The organism is Streptomyces longisporoflavus (assembly GCF_014649775.1).
Lineage (GTDB): Bacteria > Actinomycetota > Actinomycetes > Streptomycetales > Streptomycetaceae > Streptomyces > Streptomyces longisporoflavus.
The window spans coordinates 140,543-166,801 of the sequence record NZ_BMTR01000014.1; the positions used below are offsets into that span (position 1 = coordinate 140,543).

Here is a 26,259-nt window from a genome sequence, read left to right on the forward strand (position 1 = left end):
CCGGGAGCAAGACCTTGGTGAAGCGATGGAGAGAGGGAGAGAGGGAGGGCAGATGAGCCCGCCCGTCGGGTCAGAGAAGCGGCGCCGGGGTCGTGGGCCAGGTCATGCGGATCAGACCGCCGCCCTCGCCCGCGGTGACCTCCACGTCGTCCACGAGCCCGCTGATGACGGCGAGACCCATCTCGTCCTCGCCCTCGGCGTCCGGGTCGGCAGGCGCGTCGGGGTCGGAACCGGGCGGCCGGTCGCCGGCCGTCGCGTGCGGGGCCTCGTCGCCGACCTCGATGGAGAACTGCTTCTCGTCCTCGATCAGCGCGACACGCACCGGCGCGTCCACTCCGTTGCTCTGGTGGAGCCCGACGGCACGCGTGCAGGCCTCGCCGACAGCGAGCCTGACCTCGTCGAGAACGGCCTCGTCCACCCCGGCCCTGCGCGCGACCGCCGCCGCCACAAGGCGGGCGGTCCTGACGTGCTCGGGCAGCGCGCTGAAGCGGAGTTCAACGGTGGCCATGCATCCCCCTCGGACATACGCGCGTGCTGTCAGGGGGCCGGGCCGAGGGCCCGGTCCCCTGCTGTTCTGCCACCCCCGGGCCGCGCAAGCAGCCGACCCGGGGCATCCGGCTCTCAGTCGGTGGCCGCGACCGCTTCCTCGACCGAGGTGTGAATGGGGAACACCTTGGTCAGGCCGGTGATGCGGAAGATCTTCAAAATACGTTCCTGGTTGCAGACCAGGCGCAGCGAGCCCTCATGGGCACGCACCCGCTTCAGTCCGCCGACCAGAACGCCGAGCCCGGTGGAGTCGAGGAAGTCCACGCCCTCCATGTCGACGACCAGATGGAAACTGCCGTCGTTCACCAACTCGACCAACTGCTCGCGCAACTTGGGCGCGGTATAAACATCGATTTCGCCACCGACCTCGACGACCGTACGATCGCCGACGGTACGGGTCGACAGGGACAGGTCCACGGATCCTCCAGCACCTTGCTATCGAGCGGTCATCCCTCGGGACACCTCGGCAGAGCCCCCAGGACGGATCGCCAGCCGCGATGGCATTCAATCACTTACCGGCAGGCGCGCACGACGCCTTGGGACCATTGTCCATCTCGCCAGTGACACACTCGGTGCCGATGGCCAACTTTTCTCCGCCCGGAGAACCCACCACGGGCGCCCCGATACGCACGTCCCCACGGACGGTCCTGGACCGGCTCACCGCTGGGCCGAGCCGTGCTGCGCGCGTCACTCATACGGAGCACTTGCCCCCGCGCGCGGCACGATATGCAGTCTGGCCTGATCGCATTCGTTCCGAGGTCGTCGCGGCGGTGCAATCGGCCGGTATCGAACACCCCTGGGCCCACCAGGCACTCGCCGCCGAGCACGCCCTCGACGGCGAGTCGGTCATCGTCGCCACCGGCACCGCTTCGGGAAAGTCGCTCGCCTACCTCACCCCCGTCCTCTCGGCCCTCCTGGACGGCTCGGAGGCCCCGAACGGGCGTGGCACGACCGCGCTGTACCTGGCCCCGACGAAGGCCCTGGCCGCCGACCAGCGCCGCGCCGTGCGCGAGCTGGCGGCGCCCCTGGGCAACGCGGTCCGCCCTGCCGTATACGACGGCGACACCCCCGTCGAAGAACGCGAATGGGTACGTCAGTACGCCAACTACGTCCTGACCAACCCCGACATGCTGCACCGCGGGATACTCCCGTCCCACCCCCGCTGGGCCTCCTTCCTGCGCGCCCTGCGCTATGTCGTCATCGACGAGTGCCACACCTACCGCGGCGTCTTCGGCTCCCACGTCGCCCAGATCCTGCGCCGCCTGCGCCGCCTCTGTTCCCGCTACGGCTCCGACCCCGTCTTCCTCCTCGCCTCCGCCACCTCCGCCGAGCCGGCCATCGCCGCCGAGCGCCTCACGGGGCTGCCGGTGAAGGAGGTCGCCGATGACGCCTCACCCCGCGGCGACCTCGTCTTCGCTCTCTGGGAACCGCCGCTCACCGAACTCCACGGCGAGAAGGGCGCGCCTGTCCGCCGCACCGCCACCGCCGAGACGGCGGACCTGCTCACCGACCTGACCGTCCAGGGCGTCCGCTCGGTCGCTTTCGTACGCTCCCGGCGCGGCGCCGAGCTGATCTCGGTGATCGCCCGGGAACGCCTGGCCGAGGTCGACAGGTCCCTCACCCGTCGCGTCGCCGCCTACCGGGGCGGATATCTCCCCGAGGAGCGCCGCGCCCTGGAGCGGGCCCTGCACTCCGGCGAACTCCTCGGCCTCGCGGCCACCACCGCTCTCGAACTCGGCGTGGACGTCTCCGGCCTCGACGCCGTGATCATCTCCGGCTATCCGGGCACCCGCGCCTCGCTGTGGCAGCAGGCAGGCCGTGCCGGCCGCTCCGGGCAGGGCGCGCTCGCCGTGCTCGTCGCCCGCGACGACCCGCTGGACACCTATCTCGTCCACCACCCCGAGGCACTGTTCAGGCAGCCGGTGGAGTCGACGGTCCTCGACCCCGACAATCCGTACGTCCTCGCGCCCCACCTCTGCGCGGCCGCCGCGGAACTTCCGCTCACGGACGACGACCTGACCCTCTTCGGCCCGGCCGCCGGGGAACTGCTCCCGCAGCTGGAGGGCGCGAAGCTGCTGCGCCGCCGCACGAAGGCCTGGCACTGGACCCGCAGGGAACGGGCCGCCGACCTCACCGACATCCGCGGCGAGGGCGGCAAGCCGGTCCAGATCGTCGAGGAGGGCACGGGGCGGCTGCTCGGCACCGTCGACGCGGCCGCCGCGCACACCGCCGTCCACGAGGGCGCGGTCCACCTGCACCAGGGCCGTACGTATCTCGTACGCCGCCTCGACCTGGAGGACTCGGTCGCCCTGGTCGAGGAGGCCGGTCCGCCGTACTCCACGACAGCCCGCGACACCACGGCCATCTCCATCCTGGAGACGGACACCGAGATCCCCTGGGGCTCTGGCCGCCTCTGCTACGGCTCCGTGGAGGTCACCAACCAGGTCGTCTCCTTCCTGCGCCGCAGGCTGATCACCGGCGAGGTCCTCGGCGAGACCAAGCTGGACCTGCCGCCCCGCACGCTGCGCACCCGCGCGGTCTGGTGGACGGTCACCGAAGACCAACTGGACGCCGCACGCGTCAATCCGGAGATCCTCGGCGGCGCTCTGCACGCCGCCGAGCACGCCTCCATCGGCATGCTGCCGCTCTTCGCGACCTGCGACCGCTGGGACATCGGCGGCGTCTCGGTTCCGCTGCACCCGGACACGCTCCTTCCCACGGTCTTCGTGTACGACGGCCACCCCGGCGGGGCGGGCTTCGCCGAACGGGCCTTCCACACGGCCCGCGCATGGCTCACGGCCACCCGCGAGGCCATCGCCTCCTGCGAGTGCGACGCCGGCTGCCCGTCCTGCATCCAGTCCCCGAAGTGCGGCAACGGCAACGACCCCCTGCACAAACGAGGCGCAGTCCGCCTCCTCACGACCCTCCTCAAGGACGCTCCTACGCCCTGAAGGCCATCCGGCAACGGACACGGGGACTGCCGCCGACCCGCCCCGGCGTGGACCACGCCAACCCCGGCGGACACCCGGCGCGGCGCGTACGGGCGCATCGCCGACGGCACGAGCGAGCGCCACCCCCGGCCGTCGTAAAAGCACGGCCCCAACCACCGCCCCGCGCACAAGGACCGGCCCACCCACCGGCACCGCGAACAGCCCGGCCCCCGCCCCGGACGGCACCCGAAACGCCGGCCCCGCTCTCGGCACCAACGAGCTCGCCCCCGATCGGCGGGCGGGAGAGGGCGCCGCCCTCCCCTCAGGCTGCCGCCGGGCAAGCGCCCCAGCGGGGCCTGGCGGGCCTCCGGTGGCCCGCGTCGGGGGCATGGCCGCCCGCCGTCCCGTACGCGCCGCAGCCCCCTCTCCCGGCCTCGGGGCAATCGGCCCCGCCGGGCCCGCCCGGGATCTGACCTCCGTGACGAACGGGCCGAAGTCCGCTGCCGCGGTGACGTCGGAGCTCGTGCCTCTCACCGCGCACCGCACGACGCGCGCCCCCTGCGCCTCGGCCACCCGTCCGGCCGCCGCGCATGCCACGGGGCGCCCCTCCATCCAGTGGTCCGCCGCTGCCAGCGCCGCCAAGTCGGCCGCGCCGCCCGCCCGATGGCGGGCCAGGATCACCTGTCCCATCGCGAGGACCGCGCCGCAGATCACGCACAACACCGCCATCACGACGACGACCCACACCGTGGCCGCTCCCCGGTCCGACGCGGGCCGGGGAGCCCGAAAGCCCCTCATGTGCCCGCCCCCACCGTCTCCTCGGCCAGGGCCACCGCCTCCGACCGCACCCGCAGACCGAGCCCCAGTGCTCCCGGCCCCGGCGAGTCCGCCTCGACCCGCACCCGCACCAGGTCACCGTCCCGCCGCACGGCCACCGACGCACCGCGCGGTGCCGCCTGCCGGGCCGCCGCGACGGCCGCGGTCCCGGGGTCCTGCCGGGCCATCGCACGCGCCCCGGCCCGTGCCGCGTCCACGCACTGGATCTGGGCGGACGCGGTCAGCAGCGCCCAGACCAGCGCCATCGTGAAGAGCACCAGCGTGGGCAGCACCACGGCCGCCTCGGCCGTCACGAAACCCCGGTCCCCGCGGCGCCGCCGGCCGCCCCGCCCCCTCTCAGAACTGGACATCGAGCGCCTTCTCCACGACCGCCTGCAGCGCCGCCCTGACCTGCCCGCTCGTCACCACCTTGTAGAGCAGTCCGGCGAATCCCACCGCCGCGATCAGACCCATCGCGTACTCCGAGGTGACCATCCCCGCGTCCCCCCGCATCGCGCGCATCCCTCGTCGCGACGCCCGCGCACACAGCTGTCCCCACATCTCAACCCCCGTGAAAATTGCGTTTCGTTCGAGTCATGGCGGCCCCGCCTTGTCGGAGCCGCCGTCCAGCCACTGAGCCCCGCGCGGGAGCCATCAGCCGCCGAGCCGCCCTGATGCCGCTCAGATGCCGCTCAACAACCCACCCGCCAGGCCGATCACCACAGGCAGCACCCCCACCGCGATGAACGCGGGCAAGAAGCACAGCCCCACCGGCGCCGTCATCAGCACTCCGGCTCTGCGCGCGGCCGCCGTAGCCGCACGCCCCCGTTCCGCACGGCAGTCCGCGGCGAGGCGCGCCACCGGTTCGGCCGCCGGAGCCCCCGACTCCCCCGCCCGTTCCAGCAGCCGGGCCAGCGCCCCCGCGCCCGGTATCGCGCCGAGCCCCCGCCACGCGTCGCCCGGTTCACCGCCGAGCCGCAGCTCCGCGGCGCCCTGCGAGAGCCGCTCCCCCACCGGCCCCTTCAGCGCATCGCCCACCGCTTGTGCGGCCACGACGGGCCCCGCGCCCGCGGCGACGCAGGCCGCCAGTAGGTCTGCGGCCAAGGGCAGTTGCCGCGCCGCCTCCGCGCCGTCGAACTCCGCGGCACGAACGCCCCGCCCCCGCCGCCAACGCCACACCCCATAGCCGGCGCCCAACCCCACCAGGCACCCGGCAACACCACCCACCAGCACCCACCCGGCACTCACCGCCCCGGCCACCACCAGCCACCCCCGCACCCCGTCCCGCCACCGGAACCACCGCGGAAGCCACCGCCGCGCCAGACCTCCCGGCAGCCGCCCCGCGCCCCCCAGTACGGCCCCCGAGCGCCCCCGCGCCGCCCTCTCACGCCGCGCCGCAAGGACCGCCGACACCAGCCACAGCAAGGCCGCCGCACTCCACACGGCCACCCCCACCCTGTGGACAACGAAACTCATCGCTCCTCCGCCCCTCGTACGATCCGCAGCGCCCACCACACGCCGGCGCCCTCCAACACCCCGCCCACCGCCAGGCACCCCAGCCCCGCCCCGGTGTGCAGCAGCACCCGCAACGGCGACGCCCCCAGCGCGCTCCCCATGAGCAGCCCGAGGACCGGAAGCCCCGCGAGCATCACCGCCGTGGACCGCGCCCCGGCCAACTGGGCCCGCAGATCAGCGCGTTGATCCCGCTCCGCCCGCAGCGCGCCTTCAAGCCGTTCGAGTCCCGCCGCGAGTCCGGCGCCGCGGTCCACAGCCACCCGCCAGCACGCCGCGAGCCCCAACAGCCCCTGCGCCCCCGGCTCCCGCGCCGCCTCCTCGAGCGCCCCCGGCACATCCCCGCCGAACCGCGCCGCCGCCAGCACCCCGGCCCGCGCCTCCCCGAACCCGGCTATGGCACCGACGCCCGTTCCTGCGTCCTCCAGCCCGAGGCCACCGTCAGCCGCGGCCCGCAGCGCCTCCCCCGGCTGCCGCCCCGCCCGCACCTCGCCCGCGAGCGCCCCGCACAGCCCGATCACCGCGGCGGCCCGGCGCTCTTCCTGAAGCCTCGCGGCCCTGGCCCGCCGTACGCGTCGCATCAGCGGCACCCCGGCCGCCCCGAGGACCAGCGGCACCAGGGACTCCCCGAACAGGGCGACCGCCGCCCCGCCCGCCAGGGCCCACCATTCGTGCCGCACCCGGCCCCCGACGCACGTCACCGCCCGCCGCCACGCCGGATCTCTCGCCGGCTCCTCGCCCCCTGCCGCAAGGACCACCCGCGCCCGCCTCAGGTCCCGGTCCCTCCCGGCCAGCAGCCAGGCCGCGCCTCCCGCACACGCGACCGCCGCAACCCCCGTCATGCTCATCCCCCACCACTCCAACCACCGCCCGCCAGCAGCGAGTCCAGCCTTTCCCAGCCCCGCTCCCGGACGAATTCCTTCTCGCCCCACCTCAGCGCCGGCACCGTCACCACGAGGCCGGACGGATCTCGCTCCAGGACGTGCACCTCCGCGATCCGCCGCCGGCCCGCCCGGTCCCGTACGAGATGGAGCACTACGGACAGCGCGGCCGCCAACTGGCTGTGCAGCGCCGCCCTGTCGAGTCCGGCGGCCGTCCCCAGCGCCTCCAGTCGGGCGGGGACGTCCCGCGCGGCGTTGGCGTGGACCGTGCCGCAGCCGCCTTGATGACCCGTGTTCAGGGCGGCAAGCAGGTGAACCACCTCCGCGCCCCGGACCTCGCCCACGACCAGCCGGTCGGGACGCATCCGCAGTGCCTGGCGCACCAAATCGTCCAGGCCGACCTGGCCCGCTCCCTCCTGGTTCGCGGGTCTGGCCTCGAGGCGCACCACGTGAGGGTGGTCGGGGCGCAGCTCCGCCGAGTCCTCGGCGAGCACGATCCGCTCCTGCGGCCCGACGAGGCCGAGCAGCGCGCTCAGCAGCGTCGTCTTGCCCGAACCCGTCCCACCGCTGATCAGGTACGAGAGCCGGGCATCGAGCAGTGCCCGCAGCACCCGGTCTCCGCCCGGCGGCACCGTCCCCGCCGCGGCCAGTTCCGCGAGGGTGAAGGCCCGGGGGCGTACGACACGCAAGGAGAGGCAGGTCGACCCGACGGCGACCGGCGGAAGCACCGCGTGGAGGCGGGTTCCGTCCGGGAGCCGCGCGTCCACCCAGGGCCTTGCGTCGTCGAGCCGGCGCCCTGCCACGGCCGCCAGGCGCTGTGCGAGCCGCCGCACCGCCGCCGCGTCCCCGAAGGACACCCCGGTCAGCTCCAGGCCCTTGCCGCGGTCGACCCACACCCGGTCGGGCGCGGACACCAGCACATCGGTCACCGAGTCGTCCGCGAGCAGGGGCTCGAGAGGACCGGCGCCCACCAGCTCCGAGCGCAGCTGTACCGCCGTGCCCAGGATTTCCGCGTCCCCGAGCACCCTGCCCTGGGCCCGCAGCGCCTCGGCGACGCGGGCCGGTGTCGGCTCGGTCCCGTTCTCCGCGAGCCACTGGCGCACCCCGTCCAGCATCCTGGCCCCGACGACGGCGCTCATGAGCCGCCTCCGGTGGCGTCGACCGGCACGCGCTCCCAGAAGGCCGTGCAGAACCGGGCCAGCGGCCCCCGCACCACACCTCCGGGCGGCATTCCGCCGGCCTGTGCGGCCAGCAGTCCCGCCTCGCGCGGCAGTTCTCCGACGAGCGGCAGCCCGAGCAGCCGCGCGACCTCTTCCGCGTCGAAGCCACCGAGGCCGTCGGGTCCGCCGCCCCTGCCGACGACCACCCGCAGATCCCTCAGCACCATGCCCACCGCGGCCGCGACCCGCCGCGCCCCGGCCACCGCACGCAGCTCCGGCGGCACCACCATGAGCCCCAGATCGACCTGGGCCAGCGCCTCGGCCACTCCCTCGTCCACGCGCCGCGGCAGATCCACGATCACCGCTCCGCCCCGCCGTCGTGCGGCAGCGATCACCGCTCGCATGGCCTCGGGCGGAATGACCACCGTGTCGCCCCGGTCCCAGCTCAGGACCCGCAGCGAGTGCAGCTCGGGCAGGGACTCCTCGAGGGCGCCCCCGCCGACCCGGCCCCTGGACTGCGCGAAGGCGGGCCAGCGCAGTCCGTCGGCCGTCTCGCCGCCGAGCAGCACGTCGAGGCCCCCGCCGAGCGGGTCGCCGTCGACGAGCAGTGTGCGTCGCCCGGTGCGGGCCGCCGTGACGGCCAGCGCGCACGCCAGGGTCGAGGCGCCGGCTCCTCCGCTCCCGCCGATGACTCCCACCGTGAGCGCCGGGCGCCCGACGCCCTCGGCGACATCGGCGATGCGGTCCACCAGCCAGCGCTCGCCGTCCGGCAGGACGAGCACATGGTCGGCACCGATCTCCACCGCGCGCTGCCAGACCCCGGAGTCGTCCGGATCCCGCCCGACCAGGACGACTCCGCGCCTGCGCACGGCTCCCCGTACCCGGTCCACGGCGTCGTCCCCCACGAGGACCAGCGGCGCCGCGTCCCAGCCGCCCCTGTGCTCGGGCACGCCGTGCCGCACCTCGGGCCGCGCGCCCGCCGCGGCGCACAGCCGCAACAGGTCGTCCAGCAGGTCCACATCTTCCGTGACGATCAATGGCCCGCCCTGCCGTCCATCGGACGGCGGCGGCCCGTCACGTGTAATCACTCCAGCCACGATCCCCGGCCCCCTCTCACTACAAGCCCGTTGAATGCCCTCTTCCACATCGGCGATGAACCGGACAAGGCAATCCGGCCATGAACTTCGCGTGCAGAACGGGCGGAATCAGCGTGCAGCGATCGCGGATAACGTGTGGATCTTGCTCAATAACTGTGGACAAGACGGGGCCTGTGAATATCCCGTTCACCCATACCAGTGACAACCCAAAAGGCTTCCGCACAGCAGCCCCGCGACTACATACAGTGACGGATCATGGCCAAGAAAAAAGATCGCCATGACGGCCACCGAGAGGCGCCTGGCGATCGAATGAGGGTCGAACAAGGACCGGAAAACCCATCCGGACATGCGACGACCCCCGCCGGGGGGGAGAGCGGGGGTCGTCCCCACGGTCCGACTCGGGGGGGGAGGAGCCAGACCGGGTTAGCACGGTCGCGAACGATCCGTGACTTCCATGGTGTACCCGAGAGCCTTCTCAGGCAAACCCACGCGCCTCACCTTACGCCGAATGGTGGGCGCCTATGCTCGACCTCGTGGAAAACCACTCCTTGCCCCGCACAGCCGCCTTCTTTGACCTGGACAAGACGGTCATTGCGAAGTCGAGCACTCTCACCTTCAGCAAGTCGTTCTACCAAGGCGGCCTGATCAACCGCAGGGCGGTACTGCGAACTGCATATGCACAGTTCGTCTTCCTCGCCGGCGGCGCCGATCACGACCAGATGGAGCGGATGCGCGAGTATCTGTCCGCGCTGTGCCGCGGGTGGAACGTGCAGCAGGTCAAGGAGATCGTCGCCGAGACGCTGCACGACCTGATCGACCCGATCATCTACGACGAGGCCGCGTCCCTCATCGAGGAGCACCACACCGCGGGACGGGACGTCGTCATCGTCTCCACGTCGGGCGCCGAGGTCGTCGAGCCGATCGGCGAGCTTCTGGGCGCGGACCGGGTGGTGGCGACCCGGATGGTCGTCGGCGACGACGGCTGCTTCACCGGCGAGGTGGAGTACTACGCGTACGGCCCCACCAAGGCGACGGCGATCAAGGAGCTCGCGGAGTCCGAGGGGTACGACCTCGACCGCTGTCACGCCTACAGCGACTCGGCGACGGACCTCCCGATGCTCGAGTCCGTGGGTCATCCGCACGCGGTCAACCCCGATCGCGCTCTGCGCCGTGAGGCACTCGCGCGCGGGTGGCCGATTCTCGACTTCCACCGCCCGGTCCGGCTCAAGGAACGGCGCCAGGCACCCGCCCGGCCGGCGCTCGTCGCGGCGGCAGCGGTGGGCGCCGCGGCGGCCACCGCGGGGCTCGTGTGGTTCGTGAGCCGCCGCCGGACCACACGCGCCCGATTCGCCCTTGTTTGAACCTAAAAGTAAAGAAGCAGTGCCAGGACTTCCGCTTGCTCCAGGACAGGAGTACAAAGGAGTCAACGGCCCGCGAGACCAAGGACATCCGAGAGGATTACCTTTAAACGCAATCAAGGCCCCACGGACCGAAGCATGAACACCGGGCACCCACGCGACGTCGACCCGTCGATTACGGGCCAGCCGCACCAGGTGACGGGCTAAGTTCCCGACCTGATGGGCAACCTTCGAGGACGCTTGGTAACCGGGTGAACATGCCAGCGGCGGTACGAGAACTCGTACCGCCGCAACCCTGTGCGGGGTCTTTTTTACGCCGCACTGCGCCGCTCGACGCCGCTTTACGCCGCTCCGCGCTGCATGGCCTCGCAGACCGCCGTCGACTCCCTGGCCCCCAGTTCGACCGCCCGCCCGCAGTGGGCGATCCACGCGGCCATCCCCTCCGGCGTCCCGGACGCGTAGCCGTCCAGTGCCCCCACGTAGGCCGCACGCCCCTGTTCAGCGTGCCCCGCCTCGGCAGGACAGACGGACTTCGGGTCGAGCCCGCTGCCCACCAGGACGATGCGCTCGGCCGCCCGCGCGACCAAGCCGTTGTGGGAGCCGAAGGGGCGCAGGCTGAGCAGCTCTCCGTGCACCACGGCCGCCGTCACCAGGGCCGGTGCGGAGCCGCCCGCGATGATCAACCGGGAAAGCCCCTCCAGGCGGCCCGCCACTTCGTCGGAGTCCGGCACGTCGAGCTCGACCAGCGGCTCGTCGACCGGCTCGCCCGCGAGACGCGGCCGTCCCGCGGCCTCGTCGTTCTCCGCGGCGGCAACCAGGTGCAGGCGGGCGAGGACCCGCAGGGGCGACTGGCGCCAGATGGACAGGAGTTGTCCGGCCTCGGCGGTGAGCCGCAGGGCCGAGCCGATCGTGCGGGCCTCGCCGTCACCGCTGAAGTCACTGCGGCGGCGCACCTCTTCGAGCGCCCAGTCGGCACCGGAGAGCGCCGCCGAGCCGCGTGCGCCGCGCAGCGCCGCCTCGGAGGTGATCTCGTTGCTGCGGCGCCGCATGATCCGGTGCCCGTAGACCCGGTCCACGGCCTTGCGCACGGAGTCCACGGAGTCGGCCACGCCGGGCAGTGCGCCCAGGGCCGCGAGCGGATCGGCTGTCGTACTCATGAGTACGACCCTACGCACCCCCGGCGCTCCCCCCACGAAGGAGTGGTCTTCTTCACGCCGCATCGATACGGCAGGTAGTCGTGCGGCTACCCTTGGTGAACATGAAGATCGCTTTCGTAGGGAAGGGCGGCAGCGGCAAGACCACGCTGTCCTCGCTCTTCATCCGACACCTCGCCGCCACCGGAGCTCCCGTCCTCGCGGTGGACGCCGACATCAACCAGCACCTCGGGCCCGCGCTCGGCCTCGACGAGGCGGACGCCGCCCGGCTGCCCGCCATGGGTGCGCGCCTGCCGCTCATCAAGGACTACCTGCGGGGCTCCAACCCGCGGATCTCCTCCGCCGAGACGATGATCAAGACGACACCGCCCGGCGAGGGCTCGCGGATTCTGCGGGTGCGCGAGGACAACCCCGTGTACGACGCGTGCGCGCGGCCGGTGGAACTCGACGACGCGGCAGTGCGTTTGATGGTCACGGGGCCGTTCACCGAGGCCGACCTCGGTGTCGCTTGCTACCACTCCAAGACCGGCGCGGTGGAGCTGCTCCTGAACCACTTGGTCGACGGACGCGACGAGTACGCGGTCGTGGACATGACCGCGGGTTCGGACTCCTTCGCGTCCGGCATGTTCACCCGCTTCGACATGACGTTCCTGGTGGCCGAGCCGACCCGGAAGGGGGTCTCCGTCTATCGCCAGTACAAGGACTACGCACGCGACTTCGGCGTCGACCTCAAGGTCGTCGGCAACAAGGTGCAGGGCCAGGACGACGTCGACTTCCTGCGCGAGCAGGTGGGCGACGACCTCCTGGTGACGGTCGGGCACTCGGACTGGGTGCGCGCCATGGAGAAGGGCCGCCCGCCCCGGTTCGAGCACCTGGAGGACGTCAACCACCGCTCACTGCAAGCACTTAAGGACGCCGTCGACGCCTCGTACGAGCGCAGGGACTGGGACCGCTACATGCGTCAGATGGTCCACTTCCACCTGAAGAACGCGCAGAGCTGGGGCAACGAACGAACGGGGGCCGACCTGGCCGCGCAGGTCGACCCCGGCTTCGTTCTCGGTGAGCGGGCCGTCGCCACGGCCTGAGCGGATCCGATCCGGGCGAAGGGCGTTACGGCTTGTCCGCCGGGGCGCCCGGGACACCCTTCGGGGCCGGCGCGGGCCGGGCGGAGAGGAAGGAATCCCAGCCCTCCTTGGGCGCCTTGCCGACCCGGAGCTTGGTGAGGCGCACCAAGGTCTGCGGGTCCTGGGCGTCGAGCCAGTCGGCCAGCTGCCGGAAGGAGACGCACCGCACCTCGCGCTTCGTGCAGACCTCCTCGATGGTCTCCTCGATGGCGCGCATGTACGTGCCGCCGTTCCAGGACTCGAAGTGGTTGCCGATGATCAGCGGGGCGCGGTTGCCCTTGTAGGCGCGGTCGAAGCCCTGGAGCAGGCCGTCGCGCATCTGGTCGCCCCAGTACTCGTGCTTGCCCGGGTCACCCTGGGAGGTGGTGCCCGACTGGTTCACCATGAAGTTGTAGTCCATGGTGAGCGTCTCGAACTTGCGGCCGGGGACGGGGACCAGCTGCATCGAAAGGTCCCAGAGACCTTCCTTCTTCTTGGGCCAGACCTGGTCGTTGACGCCACTGGTGTCGTAGCGGAAGCCCAACTCGCGGGCCGCCCGCATGAAGTTCTTCTGGCCTTCGAGGCAGGGCGTGCGGGCGCCGATGAGTTCCTTGTCGTAGTCGAAGGGCAGGGGCTGCGCCTTCTTCATGCCCGTGTTCGTCTTCCAGGCCTTCACGAAGGACTTGGCCTGGTTGATCTCGCTCTTCCACTCGTCGACCGACCACTGGCCCACTCCGCCGCTGGTGCCGCAGAAGTGGCCGTTGAAGTGGGTGCCGACCTCATTGCCCTCGAGCCAGGCGCCGCGGAGCTGCTCCACGGTCTCCTTGATGCCCTTGCGGTCGTTGAACCCGATGTCCGAACTGCCGGACCGGTGCTGCGGCGGATCGTAGAGCTCCCGCTTCGACTCGGGGAGCATGTACACGCCGCTGAGGAAGTACGTCATCGTGGCGTCGTTCCGCTTGGCCACCTTGCGGAAGTGCGAGAAGAGCTTCTGGCTGTCCTCGCCCGCGCCGTCCCAGGAGAAAACCACGAACTGCGGCGGCTTCTGGCCCGGTCTCAGGCGCTCGGGCCTCGGCAGGTGCGGCTGCTTGCCCGTGAAGGCGGTGGAGCCGTCACCGATCATGCGGACCGCGCTCTTGGGTGCGGGGGCGGGTGATGCCTTGCCTGCGCCGTGCGCGCCCTTCTCGGCGTCGGAGCCGTCGCTCGCGCAACCGGCCAGTACCGCGGCGGATACCACGAGGGCGGTCGAGCCCGCGGCGATCCGCTGGATCCTCTGGGTGGCGGCCATCTTCCGCCCACCTTCTTCCTTCGAGTCGGCTTCACTTCGGGGGTCGTCACCGGCGGGCAATACGGCATAAATCACCGCAAGTACCCGATAGCGCCGCCAACGTCGCACGGAGCCTTTGCCCACGTGGTCCGACAAGCCGACAAAATGCTTTATTCACCCTTCAGAGTGATCTAATGCCCCATTTGAGCCATATGTCTATCCAAGACCTTTACTCTGCATTACGATTCGTTTACCGAGAGTTGATAGATCCCGCCGCTGCAACGCCGTGACCCCACGGCCGCGACCCGCCCTCCGCGTACCGCCGGAGGCCCCCTGTTCCGCGACCGCGCTGCCCCGGAGGAGACGGGAAACCATGACTGCCTGCGTCCCCACACACGCCACCGACTCGGTCCACTCATCACGCGACCACGAGCCGCACGCGCCACCGCCCGGCAAGTTCCGCAAGTTCCGTAAGTTCCGCGTCGCCGGCGTCGACGTATCCGCGTCGATCGCCGTCTTCCTGATCGCCCTGCCGCTGTCGCTGGGTATCGCACTGGCCACCGGAGCACCGCTTCAGGCGGGCCTTGTGGCCGCCGCCGTCGGCGGCGTCGTCGTCGGACGGCTCGGCGGGTCCCCGCTCCAGGTCAGCGGCCCCGCCGCAGGACTCACCGTCGTCACCGCCGACCTCATCCACCGGTACGGCTGGCAGACCACCTGCGCCATCACCGTCCTCGCCGGGCTCACCCAACTCGCCCTCGGGTGCCTGCACGTGGCCCGTTCGGCACTCGCCGTCAGCCCCGCCGTCGTGCACGGCATGCTGGCCGGTATCGGCGTCGCGATCGCCGTCGCCCAGCTGCGCATCGTGCTCGGCGGCACCCCGCAGAGCGTCGTACTCGACAACCTCCGCGCGTTGCCCGCCCAGTTGGCCGATCTCCATCCGGCAACGCTGTCGATCAGCGCACTGACCCTGGCGATCCTTCTGCTCTGGCCTCGGATCCCCGGACGGGCCGGGAAAGCCGCCCGGGTCGTGCCCGCCCCCCTCGTCTCCGTGGCCGCGGCAACGGCTGTCGCCGCGTTCGCCGGGCTGAGCGTGACCAAGGTCGAACTGCCGTCATGGCGCAGTCACGCGCTGGCGGGCCTGCCGGAAGGCCCCGTGCTCGGGATCGTCGCCGCCGTCCTCACGATCACGCTGGTCTGCAGCGTGCAGTCGCTGCTCGGCGCCGTCGCCGTGGACAAGCTCGTATCGGGGCGGAGCGAACCGCTGGTCGGCGGCAACCGCTCGGACCTGGATCGCGAACTGCTCGGTCAGGGCGCCGCGAACGCCGTGTCCGGAGCCCTCGGCGGACTTCCCGTCGCCGGAGTCGCGGTGCGCAGCGTGGCCAATGTGCGGGCCGGAGCCGTCAGCCGGAACTCCACGATGCTGCACGGCGTTTGGGTAGTAGTAGCCGCCCTGCTGATGGTCCCCGTCCTCGAGCTGATCCCGCTCGCCGCGCTCGCCGCGCTGGTGATGGCGGTCGGCATCCAGATGGTGAACCTGAACCACATCCGCACCATCACCCGCCACCGCGAGATCCTCGCGTACACCGCCACGACACTCGGCGTCATCTTCTTCGGCGTGCTCGAAGGAGTGGCCCTGGGCGTCGCCGTCGCCGTGGCCGTCGCGCTGCACCGCCTCGCCCGCACCCGGATCACGCACACCGAGGAGGACGGCGTCCACCACGTGCGCGTGCGCGGGCAGTTGACCTTCCTCGCCGTGCCGCGCCTCAGCAGGGCGCTCCACCTCGTGCCCCAGAAGGCATCCACCATCGTGGAGCTGGACGGATCGTTCATGGACCACGCCGCGTACGAAGCGCTCCAGTGCTGGCGGGACGCCCACACCGCGCACGGCGGCACCGTCGAGGTGACCGGGCGCGCGGGGACACGGATGGCCGAGGCCGCGAAGGGGAGCCCCCTGCTCGAGCGGAGCCGAGAGCTCGGCGGAGCATCGCACTCCTGCTGCCGGCCATGGACGGCCTGGCGCAATCACCACTGCGACCGGCCGCAGGAGACACCCCGGGGCGAGGAGCGGCCCAGCGGGTATCAACTGGCCAGCGGCATCAGCGCGTTCCAGCGCAACACCGCGCCGCATGTGCGCAGCGAGCTCGCCCGGCTCGCACGCGAAGGCCAAAAGCCCTCGCACCTCTTCCTGACCTGCGCCGACTCCCGGCTCGTCACCTCGATGATCACGTCGAGCGGCCCCGGCGACCTCTTCGTCGTCCGCAACGTCGGCAACCTCGTGCCGATGCCGGGCGCCGAGAGCACGGACGACTCGGTGGCCGCCGCGATCGAGTACGCGGTGGACGTACTGCAAGTGCGGTCCATCACCGTGTGCGGGCACTCCGGGTGCGGTGCGATGCAGGCGCTGCTCACCACTCCGCCCGGAGGCGCGCAGACACCCCTGAAGCGGTGGCTGCGGCACGGCGCGCCCAGCCTCGAACGCCTTGCGGCGCGCAAGGAGCGGGGGGCGGCGCGGCTCGCGGGAAGGGCGCCCGCCGACGCGGTCGAGCAGCTCTGCCTGACGAACGTCGTCCAGCAGTTGGAGCACCTGCGCGGCCACGAGTCCGTGGCACGGCGCCTGTCGGAGGGTGACCTGGAGCTGCACGGCATGTATTTCCATGTCGGCGAGGCGCAGGCGTATCTGCTCACCGAGAGCCCGGACGACGTGTTCGACCAGGTCACGCCGTCACCGTACGAAGGATCACCGCGTGAGGAACCACCCAGCAGAGTAAAGGTCTAAACCAATTTCCGGCAGGCTCTTGTCACCAGGGGTATACGTCTGATGAGCTGTGGCTTTGGACACAACGGACACCCTGGGAATGGGAGATGTCGTGAGCAACGAAAGCCTGGCCAACCTTCTTAAAGAAGAGCGAAGGTTCGCGCCGCCGGCCGACCTGGCGGCCAACGCCAATGTCACCGCGGAGGCGTACGAACAGGCCAAGGCTGACCGGCTCGGCTTCTGGGCCGAGCAGGCCCGCCGGCTGACCTGGGCCACCGAACCGACCGAGACGCTCGACTGGTCGAACCCGCCCTTCGCGAAGTGGTTCGCCGACGGCAAGCTCAACGTCGCGTACAACTGCGTGGACCGCCACGTGGAGGCCGGCAACGGCGACCGTGTGGCGATCCACTTCGAGGGTGAGCCCGGCGACAGCCGGGCCATCACCTACGCCGAGCTCAAGGACGAGGTCAGCCGCGCCGCCAACGCGCTGACCGAACTGGGCGTCCGCCAGGGCGACCGCGTCGCCGTCTATCTGCCGATGATCCCCGAGGCCGTCGTGTCGATGCTGGCCTGTGCCCGCATCGGCGCCGCGCACTCAGTGGTCTTCGGCGGCTTCTCCGCCGACGCCATCGCCAAGCGTGTGGCGGACGCCGACGCCAAGGTGATCATCACCTCCGACGGCGGCTACCGCCGTGGCAAGCCCGCCGCCCTGAAGCCCGCCGTCGACGACGCCGTGGCGCGCGAGGACAGCTCCGTCGAGCACGTCCTGGTCGTGCGCCGCACCGGCCAGGACGTCGCGTGGACCGAGGGCCGCGACGTGTGGTGGCACGAGCTCACCGAGCGCCAGTCGGCCGAGCACACCCCCGAGGCCTTCGACGCGGAGAACCCTCTCTTCATCCTCTACACGTCGGGTACGACGGGTAAGCCCAAGGGCATCCTGCACACCTCCGGCGGCTACCTCACCCAGGCCGCGTACACCCACCACGCCGTCTTCGACCTCAAGCCGGAGAGCGACGTCTACTGGTGCACGGCCGACATCGGCTGGGTCACCGGCCACTCGTACATCACGTACGGCCCGCTGGCCAACGGCGCGACCCAGGTCATGTACGAGGGCACGCCCGACACCCCGCACCAGGGGCGCTTCTGGGAGATCGTCCAGAAGTACGGAGTCACGATCCTCTACACGGCACCGACGGCCATTCGTACGTTCATGAAGTGGGGCGACGACATCCCCGCGAAGTTCGACCTGTCCAGCCTGCGCATCCTCGGTTCGGTCGGTGAGCCGATCAACCCCGAGGCGTGGATGTGGTACCGCAAGAACATCGGCGCCGACAAGTGCCCCATCGTGGACACCTGGTGGCAGACCGAGACCGGCGCCATGATGATCTCGCCGCTGCCGGGCGTGACGGAGACCAAGCCGGGCAGCGCCCAGCGCGCCCTGCCGGGCATCTCCGCGACCGTCGTCGACGACGAGGCGCGCGAAGTCCCGGACGGCGGTGGCGGCTACCTCGTCCTGACCGAGCCGTGGCCCTCCATGCTGCGCACCATCTGGGGCGACGACCAGCGCTTCATCGACACCTACTGGTCGCGCTTCGAGGGCAAGTACTTCGCCGGTGACGGCGCCAAGAAGGACGAGGACGGCGACGTCTGGCTCCTGGGCCGCGTGGACGACGTGATGCTCGTGTCCGGGCACAACATCTCCACCACGGAGGTCGAATCCGCCCTCGTCTCGCACCCCTCGGTCGCCGAGGCGGCGGTCGTGGGCGCCGCGGACGAGACGACCGGACAGGCCATCGTCGCCTTCGTCATCCTGCGCGGCACCGCCAACGCCGACGACGAGGGCCTCGTCGCCGACCTGCGCAACCACGTGGGCACCACGCTCGGCCCGATCGCCAAGCCGAAGCGCATCCTGCCGGTGGCCGAGCTGCCCAAGACCCGCTCCGGGAAGATCATGCGGCGCCTCCTCCGGGACGTCGCCGAGAACCGCGAGCTGGGCGACGTCACCACCCTCACGGACTCCTCCGTGATGGACCTCATCCAGACCAAGCTCCCCGCCGCACCCAGCGAGGACTAGCCGGACCGAGCCGACGAGGGGCGCCCGGCACCACGCCGGGCGCCCCTCTTGCGCATAAAGTGATGATCGCCGGATAGGTCCGGTCGCATGTTGGGTACGCTGAGGCTCGCGTCAACATCGCGACAAGAAGAACCTAGGTGCGCCGGGAAGTCTGGTCGGCAAGTGATTCGTCCTGCCCACCGACCGGAGGTCAACCCCCGTGGCCGCGCCCGCACCCCGCAACGACAGCAACCGCAGCAACAACCGCAAGGTCCTCGGCCGGCTCTCGCTGCCCGAACGGACCTTCGTCGCGAACGCGCTGCGCGCTGAGACCGTCGGCGGTGTCCTCCTCCTGGTCGCCGCCGTCACCGCACTGATCTGGGCGAACACCGCCGGCGGCTCGTACGAGTCGGTGAGCGGCTTCCACCTGGGGCCCAGCTCCCTCGGCCTCGACCTCTCGATCCAGCACTGGGCGGCCGACGGACTGCTCGCCGTCTTCTTCTTCGTCGCGGGGATCGAGCTCAAGCGCGAGCTCGTCGCGGGCGATCTGAGCGATCCGAAGGCCGCCGCGCTGCCCGTCGTCGCCGCGCTCTGCGGTATGGCCGTACCGGCTCTCGTGTACGTCCTGGTCAACACGGTCGGCGGTGGCTCGCTCGACGGCTGGGCGGTGCCGACCGCCACGGACATCGCCTTCGCGCTCGCCGTACTCGCCGTCATCGGCACCTCGCTGCCGTCCGCCCTGCGCGCCTTCCTGCTCACGCTGGCCGTCGTCGACGACCTCTGCGCGATCCTGATCATCGCCGTGTTCTTCACCAGCGAACTGAACTTCGCGGCGCTCGGCGGCGCGGTCATCGGCCTCGCCGTCTTCTGGCTGCTGCTCCACAAGGGCGTACGCGGCTGGTACGTATACGTTCCGCTGGCGCTGGTCATCTGGGGGCTGATGTACAACAGCGGCATCCACGCCACGATCGCCGGCGTCGCGATGGGCCTGATGCTGCGCTGCACCCGCCGAGAAGGCGAGGAGCACTCGCCGGGCGAGCACATCGAACACCTTGTGCGCCCCCTCTCCGCGGGCTTCGCGGTTCCGCTGTTCGCGCTGTTCAGCGCCGGTGTCGTGGTGACGGGCGGCGCGCTCGGGGACGTGTTCTCCAAACCGGAGACGCTCGGGGTGGTGCTCGGTCTCGTGGTCGGCAAGGCGGTCGGCATCTTCGGCGGCACCTGGCTCGCGGCGCGGTTCACCAAGGCCGAGCTCAACGACGAACTCGCCTGGCCGGACGTGTTCGCGGTCGCCTCGCTCGCCGGCATCGGATTCACCGTCTCGCTCCTGATCGGCGAACTCGCCTTCGCCGAGGACCCGCTGCTCACCGACGAGATCAAGGCAGCCGTCCTGATGGGCTCTCTCGTCGCGGCCGTCCTCTCCGGCATCCTGCTCAAGGTGCGCAACGCCCGCTACCGCGCGCTGTACGACGAAGAGGAGCGCGACGACGACCTCGACGGCATCCCGGACGTATACGAACAGGACAAGCCGGAGTACCACCTGCGGATGGCCGCGATATACGAGAAGAAGGCGGCCGAGCACCGCAGGCTTGCCGAAGTGTCGGCCGGGGCACGCGCCGAAGACGACCGTCCGGCATGATCTGAGCAGACCTGACTGCGCAGGCTGAGCCGAGCGGTCATAAACGAACAGTCATGACAGTCATGCAGGAACAGTCGATGTGAGCACGCTTACGCAGGCTTACGGAGAAGGGGTAAAGCGATGAGCACACCCGACGGGCCCGTCGGCACCGAACGCAGCCTCGGCCAGCTGGTCTCATCGGCGACCAGCGAGATGTCCGCGCTGGTGCACGACGAGATCGCGCTGGCCAAGGCCCAGCTGCGGCAGGACGTCAAGCGGGGTGCGGTCGGCGGCGGCGCGTTCGCCGCCGCCGGGGCGGTGCTGCTCTTCTCGCTGCCGATGCTGAGCTTCGCCCTGGCGTACGGCATCCGTACCTGGAGCGGCTGGAACATGGCGGTCTGCTTCCTGCTCTCCTTCGCGGCGAACGTCCTTGTCGCCGGAGTGCTCGCGCTGATCGGCGTCGTCTTCGCGAAGAAGGCCAAGAAGGGCAAGGGTCCGCAGAAGGCCGCCGCTTCGGCCAAGGAGACGGCTGCCGTACTCCAGAACGTCAAGCCGCACCCGCGTCCCGTGAGCCCTGCCGTGAGCCCTGTGGTGACCCGTACGGGTGCGACCGTCGACCGTGTCGGTGACAAGCCTGCGGCTGTGGCACGCTCATCTTCATGACGGACCCCGCCACACCCGCCCCCCATCCGGCCCAACCCACGTCACCCGTACGCATTGAAGGGCCGTGGACCCATCGCGACGTCGCCGCCAACGGCGCGCGCTTCCACATCGCCGAGCTGGGTGACGGGCCGCTCGTGCTGCTCCTGCACGGCTTTCCGCAGTTCTGGTGGACGTGGCGGCACCAGATGGTGGCGCTCGCCGACGCGGGTTTCCGCGCGGTCGCGATGGACCTGCGGGGTGTGGGCGGCAGCGACCGTACGCCGCGCGGTTACGACCCGGCGAACCTCGCGCTCGACATCACGGGCGTCGTGCGGTCGCTCGGCGAGCCGGACGCCGCGCTCGTCGGACACGACCTGGGCGGGTACCTCGCCTGGACGGCGGCCGTGATGCGGCCCAAGCTGGTGCGCCGCCTCGCCGTCTCCTCGATGCCGCATCCGCGGCGCTGGCGCTCGGCGATGCTGTCGGACCGCAAGCAGACCACCGCCGGTTCGTACGTGTGGGGCTTCCAGCGGCCGTGGCTGCCGGAGCGTCAGCTCGTCGCGGACGACGCGGCGCTGGTCGGGCGCCTGGTACGGGACTGGTCGGGGCCGCGCCTTCCGGACGACGAGGCCGTGGAGACGTACCGCCGTGCCATGACGATTCCGTCGACGGCGCACTGCTCGATCGAGCCGTACCGCTGGATGGTGCGGTCGATGGCCCGTCCCGACGGCATCCAGTTCAACCGCCGCATGAAGCGCCCGGTCCGGGTTCCCACGCTGCATCTGCACGGCTCCCTGGACCCGGTGATGCGTACGCGCAGCGCGGCGGGGTCGGGCGAGTACGTCGAAGCACCGTACCGCTGGCGACTGTTCGACGGCCTCGGGCACTTCCCGCAGGAGGAGGACCCGGTGGCCTTCTCGACCGAGCTGGTGAACTGGCTGAAGGACCCCGAACCGGACCGTTAGACGCTCGGAAGACGTCCGTACCGGAGGGTAAGCGAACGCCTGTCCTACGAACGGCTACTTGCCACCCGCATAGGCCAATTGGGGCGCGTGGGCGCGATTACCGACCTTGAGGCACGGGCACACGTCGGGGTATGGGCTGGACGCACGACTACAGTGAAGTAGCACGCAACCGCCGCTCAGCCATCGCGCTGAACAGCCGTGAGAGGGGCGGCCCGCAAGATCCGGGCCATGAAGGCCCTGCTCAAGGCATGGGCATTCCCCACATCCTGCGCCGCAGGGCCCGCTGGGTCTCGGCGCGGCTGAGGCATACGCGCGACTGATCCGCCTGCTCCCCCGAACGCGTACCGACCGCTTCCCGACTGCGGCTCCGGCTACAGCGCGCAGCCCTCGCTGTCGACCTCCTGGTTGGCGGTGCGGCCCGCCTCGATGTCCTCGCGGACCTCGTCGGCGGTGAGTGCGTAGCCGGTGTCCGGGTCGTCCAGTGACTTCGCGAAGACCACGCCGTAGACCTTGCCGTCGGGCGTGAGCAGCGGGCCGCCGGAGTTGCCCTGGCGGACAGTCGCGTAGAGGGAGTAGACGTCGCGGCGCACGGTGCCCCGGTGGTAGATGTCCGGGCCCTTGGCCGTTATGCGGCCGCGCACGCGCGCGGGGCGGACGTCGTACGGACCGTTCTCCGGGAAGCCGGCGACGATGGCGTTGTCACCGCTGCCCGCGTCCTTCGACGTGAACCGCAGCGCGGGCGCCTGGAGGGTCGGCACGTCCAGTACGGCGATGTCGCGCTCCCAGTCGTAGAGGACGACCTTCGCGTCGTACGTACGGCCGTCTCCGCCTATCTGGACCGTCGGCTCGTCGACGCCGCCGACCACGTGCGCGTTCGTCATGACGCGGCGCTCGGAGAAGACGAATCCTGTGCCTTCCAGGACCTTGCCGCAGCCACGGGCCTCGCCCTGCACCTTCACGATGGAGCGCTTGGCCTTCGTGGCGACCGCGCTCTTGGCGAGCTTGGGGTCGGGGGCCTTCACGTCGGTGATGGGCTCGTTCGAGAACGGGCTGAAGACCTGCGGGAAGCCGTTGCGCGCGAGGACCGAGGAGAAGTCCGCGAACCAGGTGTCGGCCTGGTTCGGCAGCGTGCGCGAGACGCCGAGCAGGATCTTGGAGTTGCGTACTTCCTTGCCGACCGTGGGCAGCGTCGTGCCCGCGAGGGCGGAGCCGATCAGCCAGGCGACCAGGAGCATCGCCACGACGTTGACCAGCGCGCCGCCCGTGGCGTCCAGGGCGCGGGCGGGCTGCCAAGTGATGTACCTGCGGAGCTTGTTGCCCAAGTGGGTGGTGAAGGCCTGGCCGATGGAGGCACAGACGATCACGATGACCACGGCGACGACGGCGGCCGTCGTGCTGACCGATCCCTCGTCGTCCGTCAGGGCGCCCCAGATGACGGGCAGGAGGTACACCGCGACGAGTCCGCCGCCCAGGAAACCGATCACCGACAGGATGCCGACGACGAATCCCTGGCGGTAACCGACGACCGCGAACCATACGGCGGCGACCACCAGAAGGATGTCCAGCACGTTCACCGATTCAATCCTCGCCTCGCATCGCGGTCGCCACGTCCCCGCAACCTTGTCATGCGCGCCAGTCGAGCGGCACCTGCTTGGTGCGGTCCCAGGGGCGCTCCCAGCCTGCGAAATGCAGGATCCTGTCGATCACTCCGGCCGTAAAACCCCAGACCAGAGCGGATTCGACGAGGAAGGCCGGGCCCTTGTGACCCATCGGATGAACCGTCGTCGCGCGGTTGTCGGGATCCGTGAGATCGGACACGGGGACCGTGAAGACGCGGGCCGTCTCGGCCGGGTCGACGACGCCGACCGGGGTCGGCGTGCGCCACCAGCCGAGCACCGGGGTCACCACGAAGTCGCTCACCGGGATGAAGAGCTTGGGCAGCACGCCGAAGAGCTGGACGCCCCGGGGATCGAGGCCGGTCTCCTCCTCGGCCTCGCGCAGGGCGGCGCGCAGCGGACCGTCCGTCAGCGGATCGCCGTCCTCGGGGTCGAGGGAGCCGCCGGGGAAGGAGGGCTGGCCCGCGTGCGAACGGAGGCTGCTGGAACGCTCCATGAGGAGCAGCTCGGGGCCGCGCGGGCCCTCTCCGAAGAGGATCAGCACGGCCGACTGGCGTCCGGCGCCGCTCTCCGGGGGCAGGAAGCGGCTGAGCTGGGTCGGCCTGACCGTCTCGGCGGCGCGGACGACGGGGTCCAGCCAGACGGGCAGGCCTTCGGTACTGACACGGACCTGTCCGCCGGGGCTGCCCGCGCTGCCGTTCCCGTTTCTCATGTGCGTATCGCTCGTGTCGGTTGTCTCGCTCGTGTCGCTCGCGTGCGTCATCGGCACCCCCGTCCAACTGTGGACAACGCCTGTGGCCCCCCGGTTGGTTCCTCGATCATGCGGCGCCCAGCGGGGGCGCGGCCTTTCCGGGATAGTCCGGCGGGGGCTTGAGGCGCTGGCCCGGCATGCCGCCCATCTCGTACTTCAGGAGCTTCTTGGCCTTCTCGGGGTCGGTCTCGCCTTCTCCGTACGACGGGCAGAGCTCGGCGATCGGGCAGGCGCCGCAGGCGGGCTTGCGGGAGTGGCAGATCCGGCGGCCGTGGAAGATCACGCGGTGCGAGAGCATCGTCCACTCGCTCTTCGGGAAGAGGTCGGCGACGGCTGCCTCGACCTTCTCCGGGTCGGTCTCCTCGGTCCACTTCCAGCGGCGGACGAGGCGCCCGAAGTGGGTGTCCACGGTGATTCCGGGGACTCCGAAGGCGTTCCCAAGGACGACGAACGCGGTCTTGCGGCCTACGCCGGGCAGCTTGACCAGGTCCTCTATGCGGCCGGGGACCACTCCGCCGTGGTTGTCCCGCAGGGCGGTGGCGAGCCCCATGATCGACTTCGTCTTCGCGCGGAAGAACCCGGTCGGCCGGATCAGCTCCTCGACCTCTTCGGGGTTGGCGGCGGCGAGGTCCTCCGGGGTGGGGTACGCGGCGAAGAGACGCGGGGTCGTCTGATTCACCCGCAGGTCGGTGGTCTGCGCGGAGAGGACCGTGGCGACGAGGAGCTCGAAGGGGTTCTCGAAGTCCAGCTCGGGGTGGGCGTACGAGTACACCTCGGCGAGCTCGCGGTTGATGCGGCGGGCGCGGCGGACGAGGGCGGTGCGGGACTCGGGCTTGGCCGCGGTTTTGGCGGAGGTGGCCTTCTTGGCGGGGGTGGTCTTCTTGGCCGCGGTTTTGGCAGGGGGTTTCGCCGCGCCGACGGTGGCCTGATTCTTGTCCGAAGGCTTGCTCACCGGTGGCACCCTTGTCCCTTTTGTCGCATTCTCTGACTCATCGGAAGCCTGTTCGCCCACAGCGGAATCCGAGTGGTCCTTTGCCATCCCAGCCCCTCTGGCCTGTGTTCTCACCGGCTTTTTGGACACCCGGCCAGCCTAGAGCCCGACACTGACATCCGCCCTTGACCCTATGGATCGGCCCCCAATTGGCCCCCTCCCGCACAGCATGCGACGCCAGTGCGGCAGACTTGTGACTGATCACACTGTTTGGACCGTCCGGCAAACTGGGGAGCACGGTCCCCTGATGCAGGTCGACAAGGAGAGAACTCGTGGACGACGTTCTGCGGCGCGCCCCGCTCTTCGCGGCGCTCGATGACGAGCAGGCCGCGGAGCTCCGCGCCTCCATGAGTGAGGTGACGCTCGCGCGGGGGGATGCGCTCTTCCATGAAGGTGACCCCGGAGACCGCCTGTATGTGGTCACCGAGGGCAAGGTGAAGCTTCACCGCACCTCACCCGACGGCCGCGAGAACATGCTCGCGGTGCTCGGTCCCGGCGAGCTCATCGGTGAGCTCTCGCTGTTCGACCCGGGCCCGCGTACGGCAACCGCCTCCGCGCTCACCGAGGTCAAGCTGCTCGGTCTCGGGCACGGCGACCTCCAGCCGTGGCTGAACGCGCGGCCCGAGGTGGCCGCGGCGCTGCTGCGTGCGGTCGCGCGGCGCCTGCGCAAGACGAACGACCAGATGTCCGACCTGGTCTTCTCCGACGTGCCCGGGCGTGTGGCCCGCGCCCTTCTGGACCTGTCGCGCCGCTTCGGCGTGCAGTCCGAAGAGGGCATCCACGTCGTGCACGACCTCACGCAGGAAGAGCTGGCCCAGCTGGTCGGCGCCTCCCGCGAGACGGTCAACAAGGCTCTGGCGGACTTCGCCGGGCGCGGGTGGCTCCGCCTGGAGGCTCGTGCGGTGATCCTGCTTGACGTGGAGCGGCTGGCCAAGCGGAGTCGCTGACGCTGTTTGTTGTACGTGGATGGGGTCCCGCCTCTCAGGAGGCGGGACCCCATCCGTGCTTCCGCACAAGCTCTCCCGCCTGCCCACTCCGGTTGCCCCA

Annotated in this window: 23 protein-coding genes and 1 pseudogene; 10 read left to right on the forward strand and 14 right to left on the reverse strand. The window is 70.8% G+C overall.

The genetic code is table 11. The features are described 5' to 3' along the window. Positions 1 to 70: 70 nt before the first annotated feature. Both IE226_RS27240 and bldG read right to left on the reverse strand, forming a co-directional pair. Positions 71 to 508: an ATP-binding protein gene (locus IE226_RS27240; protein WP_190084032.1), complete on the reverse strand. Its 438-nt coding sequence runs from the start codon at positions 506 to 508 to the stop codon at positions 71 to 73. A gap of 113 nt (positions 509 to 621) precedes the next feature. Next, positions 622 to 963 carry an anti-sigma factor antagonist BldG gene (gene bldG / locus IE226_RS27245; RefSeq protein ID WP_003975386.1) on the reverse strand — a complete coding sequence of 114 codons (342 nt, stop codon included), beginning with the start codon at positions 961 to 963 and terminating at the stop codon, positions 622 to 624. A gap of 80 nt (positions 964 to 1,043) precedes the next feature. On the opposite strand from bldG, the gene sftH reads away from it, so the two are divergent. After that, entirely contained in the window at positions 1,044 to 3,497 is a 2,454-nt protein-coding gene (gene sftH / locus IE226_RS27250; RefSeq protein WP_190084033.1) for a DEAD/DEAH box helicase, read from the forward strand. Positions 3,498 to 3,941: 444 nt separating this feature from the next. Here sftH and IE226_RS27255 read toward each other — a convergent pair. The 7 genes and pseudogenes from IE226_RS27255 to ssd form a co-directional block, all read right to left on the reverse strand. After that, positions 3,942 to 4,274, reverse strand: a pseudogene (locus IE226_RS27255) (Rv3654c family TadE-like protein); the annotation flags it as partial. Next, the gene (locus tag IE226_RS27260; protein ID WP_190084034.1) at positions 4,271 to 4,663 is read right to left on the reverse strand and encodes a TadE family type IV pilus minor pilin; all 393 of its coding nucleotides are present in this window, start codon (positions 4,661 to 4,663) and stop codon (positions 4,271 to 4,273) included. The pseudogene IE226_RS27255 and the gene IE226_RS27260, both read right to left, overlap by 4 nt. After that, on the reverse strand, positions 4,650 to 4,853 hold the full coding sequence (locus tag IE226_RS27265; protein ID WP_190084035.1) for a DUF4244 domain-containing protein: 204 nt from the start codon (positions 4,851 to 4,853) through the stop codon (positions 4,650 to 4,652). The genes IE226_RS27260 and IE226_RS27265 overlap by 14 nt, the downstream gene beginning before the upstream one ends. Before the next feature lie 120 nt (positions 4,854 to 4,973). Next, the gene (locus IE226_RS27270) at positions 4,974 to 5,768 is read right to left on the reverse strand and encodes a type II secretion system F family protein (RefSeq protein WP_190084036.1); all 795 of its coding nucleotides are present in this window, start codon (positions 5,766 to 5,768) and stop codon (positions 4,974 to 4,976) included. Continuing rightward, positions 5,765 to 6,652: a type II secretion system F family protein gene (locus tag IE226_RS27275; protein WP_190084037.1), complete on the reverse strand. Its 888-nt coding sequence runs from the start codon at positions 6,650 to 6,652 to the stop codon at positions 5,765 to 5,767. The genes IE226_RS27270 and IE226_RS27275 overlap by 4 nt, the downstream gene beginning before the upstream one ends. Then, positions 6,649 to 7,824 carry a TadA family conjugal transfer-associated ATPase gene (locus tag IE226_RS27280; RefSeq protein WP_190084038.1) on the reverse strand — a complete coding sequence of 392 codons (1,176 nt, stop codon included), beginning with the start codon at positions 7,822 to 7,824 and terminating at the stop codon, positions 6,649 to 6,651. Before IE226_RS27280 ends, IE226_RS27275 begins: the two co-directional genes overlap by 4 nt. Next, complete coding sequence (ssd, locus tag IE226_RS27285) at positions 7,821 to 8,942, reverse strand: septum site-determining protein Ssd (protein WP_190084039.1); 1,122 nt, start codon at positions 8,940 to 8,942, stop codon at positions 7,821 to 7,823. Before ssd ends, IE226_RS27280 begins: the two co-directional genes overlap by 4 nt. A 521-nt stretch (positions 8,943 to 9,463) precedes the next feature. Here ssd and IE226_RS27290 point away from each other — a divergent pair. Continuing rightward, the gene (locus tag IE226_RS27290; protein ID WP_190084040.1) at positions 9,464 to 10,303 is read left to right on the forward strand and encodes an HAD family hydrolase; all 840 of its coding nucleotides are present in this window, start codon (positions 9,464 to 9,466) and stop codon (positions 10,301 to 10,303) included. Positions 10,304 to 10,641: 338 nt separating this feature from the next. Here IE226_RS27290 and IE226_RS27295 read toward each other — a convergent pair whose 3' ends face one another. Further along, positions 10,642 to 11,457, reverse strand: a complete 816-nt coding sequence (locus IE226_RS27295; protein WP_190084041.1) for a Fic family protein — start codon at positions 11,455 to 11,457, stop codon at positions 10,642 to 10,644. A 101-nt stretch (positions 11,458 to 11,558) separates the two neighbouring features. On the opposite strand from IE226_RS27295, the gene IE226_RS27300 reads away from it, so the two are divergent. After that, entirely contained in the window at positions 11,559 to 12,539 is a 981-nt protein-coding gene (locus IE226_RS27300; protein WP_190084042.1) for an ATP-binding protein, read from the forward strand. A gap of 25 nt (positions 12,540 to 12,564) precedes the next feature. Here IE226_RS27300 and IE226_RS27305 read toward each other — a convergent pair whose 3' ends face one another. Continuing rightward, positions 12,565 to 13,845, reverse strand: coding sequence for a polysaccharide deacetylase family protein (locus tag IE226_RS27305; protein WP_190084043.1), 1,281 nt, complete (start codon positions 13,843 to 13,845; stop codon positions 12,565 to 12,567). A gap of 352 nt (positions 13,846 to 14,197) precedes the next feature. On the opposite strand from IE226_RS27305, the gene IE226_RS27310 reads away from it, so the two are divergent. The 6 genes from IE226_RS27310 to IE226_RS44235 all read left to right on the forward strand — a co-directional run bounded on the left by IE226_RS27310 (position 14,198) and on the right by IE226_RS44235 (position 22,174). After that, the gene (locus IE226_RS27310) at positions 14,198 to 16,600 is read left to right on the forward strand and encodes a bifunctional SulP family inorganic anion transporter/carbonic anhydrase (RefSeq protein WP_190084044.1); all 2,403 of its coding nucleotides are present in this window, start codon (positions 14,198 to 14,200) and stop codon (positions 16,598 to 16,600) included. 49 nt (positions 16,601 to 16,649) lie between these two features. Then, the gene (gene acs / locus IE226_RS27315; protein WP_190084045.1) at positions 16,650 to 18,653 is read left to right on the forward strand and encodes an acetate--CoA ligase; all 2,004 of its coding nucleotides are present in this window, start codon (positions 16,650 to 16,652) and stop codon (positions 18,651 to 18,653) included. A gap of 199 nt (positions 18,654 to 18,852) precedes the next feature. Next, positions 18,853 to 20,268 (forward strand): Na+/H+ antiporter NhaA, encoded by a 1,416-nt coding sequence (nhaA, locus tag IE226_RS27320; protein ID WP_190084046.1) that lies wholly within the window; start codon positions 18,853 to 18,855, stop codon positions 20,266 to 20,268. 120 nt (positions 20,269 to 20,388) lie between these two features. Beyond that, on the forward strand, positions 20,389 to 20,910 hold the full coding sequence (locus IE226_RS27325; RefSeq protein WP_190084047.1) for a phage holin family protein: 522 nt from the start codon (positions 20,389 to 20,391) through the stop codon (positions 20,908 to 20,910). Next, positions 20,907 to 21,854: an alpha/beta fold hydrolase gene (locus IE226_RS27330; protein ID WP_190084048.1), complete on the forward strand. Its 948-nt coding sequence runs from the start codon at positions 20,907 to 20,909 to the stop codon at positions 21,852 to 21,854. Before IE226_RS27325 ends, IE226_RS27330 begins: the two co-directional genes overlap by 4 nt. A gap of 131 nt (positions 21,855 to 21,985) precedes the next feature. Then, the gene (locus tag IE226_RS44235) at positions 21,986 to 22,174 is read left to right on the forward strand and encodes a hypothetical protein (protein ID WP_229871565.1); all 189 of its coding nucleotides are present in this window, start codon (positions 21,986 to 21,988) and stop codon (positions 22,172 to 22,174) included. Between the two features lie 51 nt (positions 22,175 to 22,225). Here IE226_RS44235 and IE226_RS27335 read toward each other — a convergent pair whose 3' ends face one another. The 3 genes from IE226_RS27335 to nth all read right to left on the reverse strand — a co-directional run bounded on the left by IE226_RS27335 (position 22,226) and on the right by nth (position 25,260). Next, positions 22,226 to 23,428 carry a MarP family serine protease gene (locus IE226_RS27335; protein ID WP_190084049.1) on the reverse strand — a complete coding sequence of 401 codons (1,203 nt, stop codon included), beginning with the start codon at positions 23,426 to 23,428 and terminating at the stop codon, positions 22,226 to 22,228. 49 nt (positions 23,429 to 23,477) lie between these two features. Further along, entirely contained in the window at positions 23,478 to 24,182 is a 705-nt protein-coding gene (locus tag IE226_RS27340) for an NUDIX hydrolase (protein WP_229871566.1), read from the reverse strand. 106 nt (positions 24,183 to 24,288) lie between these two features. After that, on the reverse strand, positions 24,289 to 25,260 hold the full coding sequence (gene nth, locus IE226_RS27345) for an endonuclease III (RefSeq protein WP_190084051.1): 972 nt from the start codon (positions 25,258 to 25,260) through the stop codon (positions 24,289 to 24,291). Between the two features lie 224 nt (positions 25,261 to 25,484). On the opposite strand from nth, the gene IE226_RS27350 reads away from it, so the two are divergent. After that, positions 25,485 to 26,159 carry a Crp/Fnr family transcriptional regulator gene (locus IE226_RS27350; RefSeq protein ID WP_016642758.1) on the forward strand — a complete coding sequence of 225 codons (675 nt, stop codon included), beginning with the start codon at positions 25,485 to 25,487 and terminating at the stop codon, positions 26,157 to 26,159. The last annotated feature ends 100 nt before the right edge of the window (positions 26,160 to 26,259 follow it).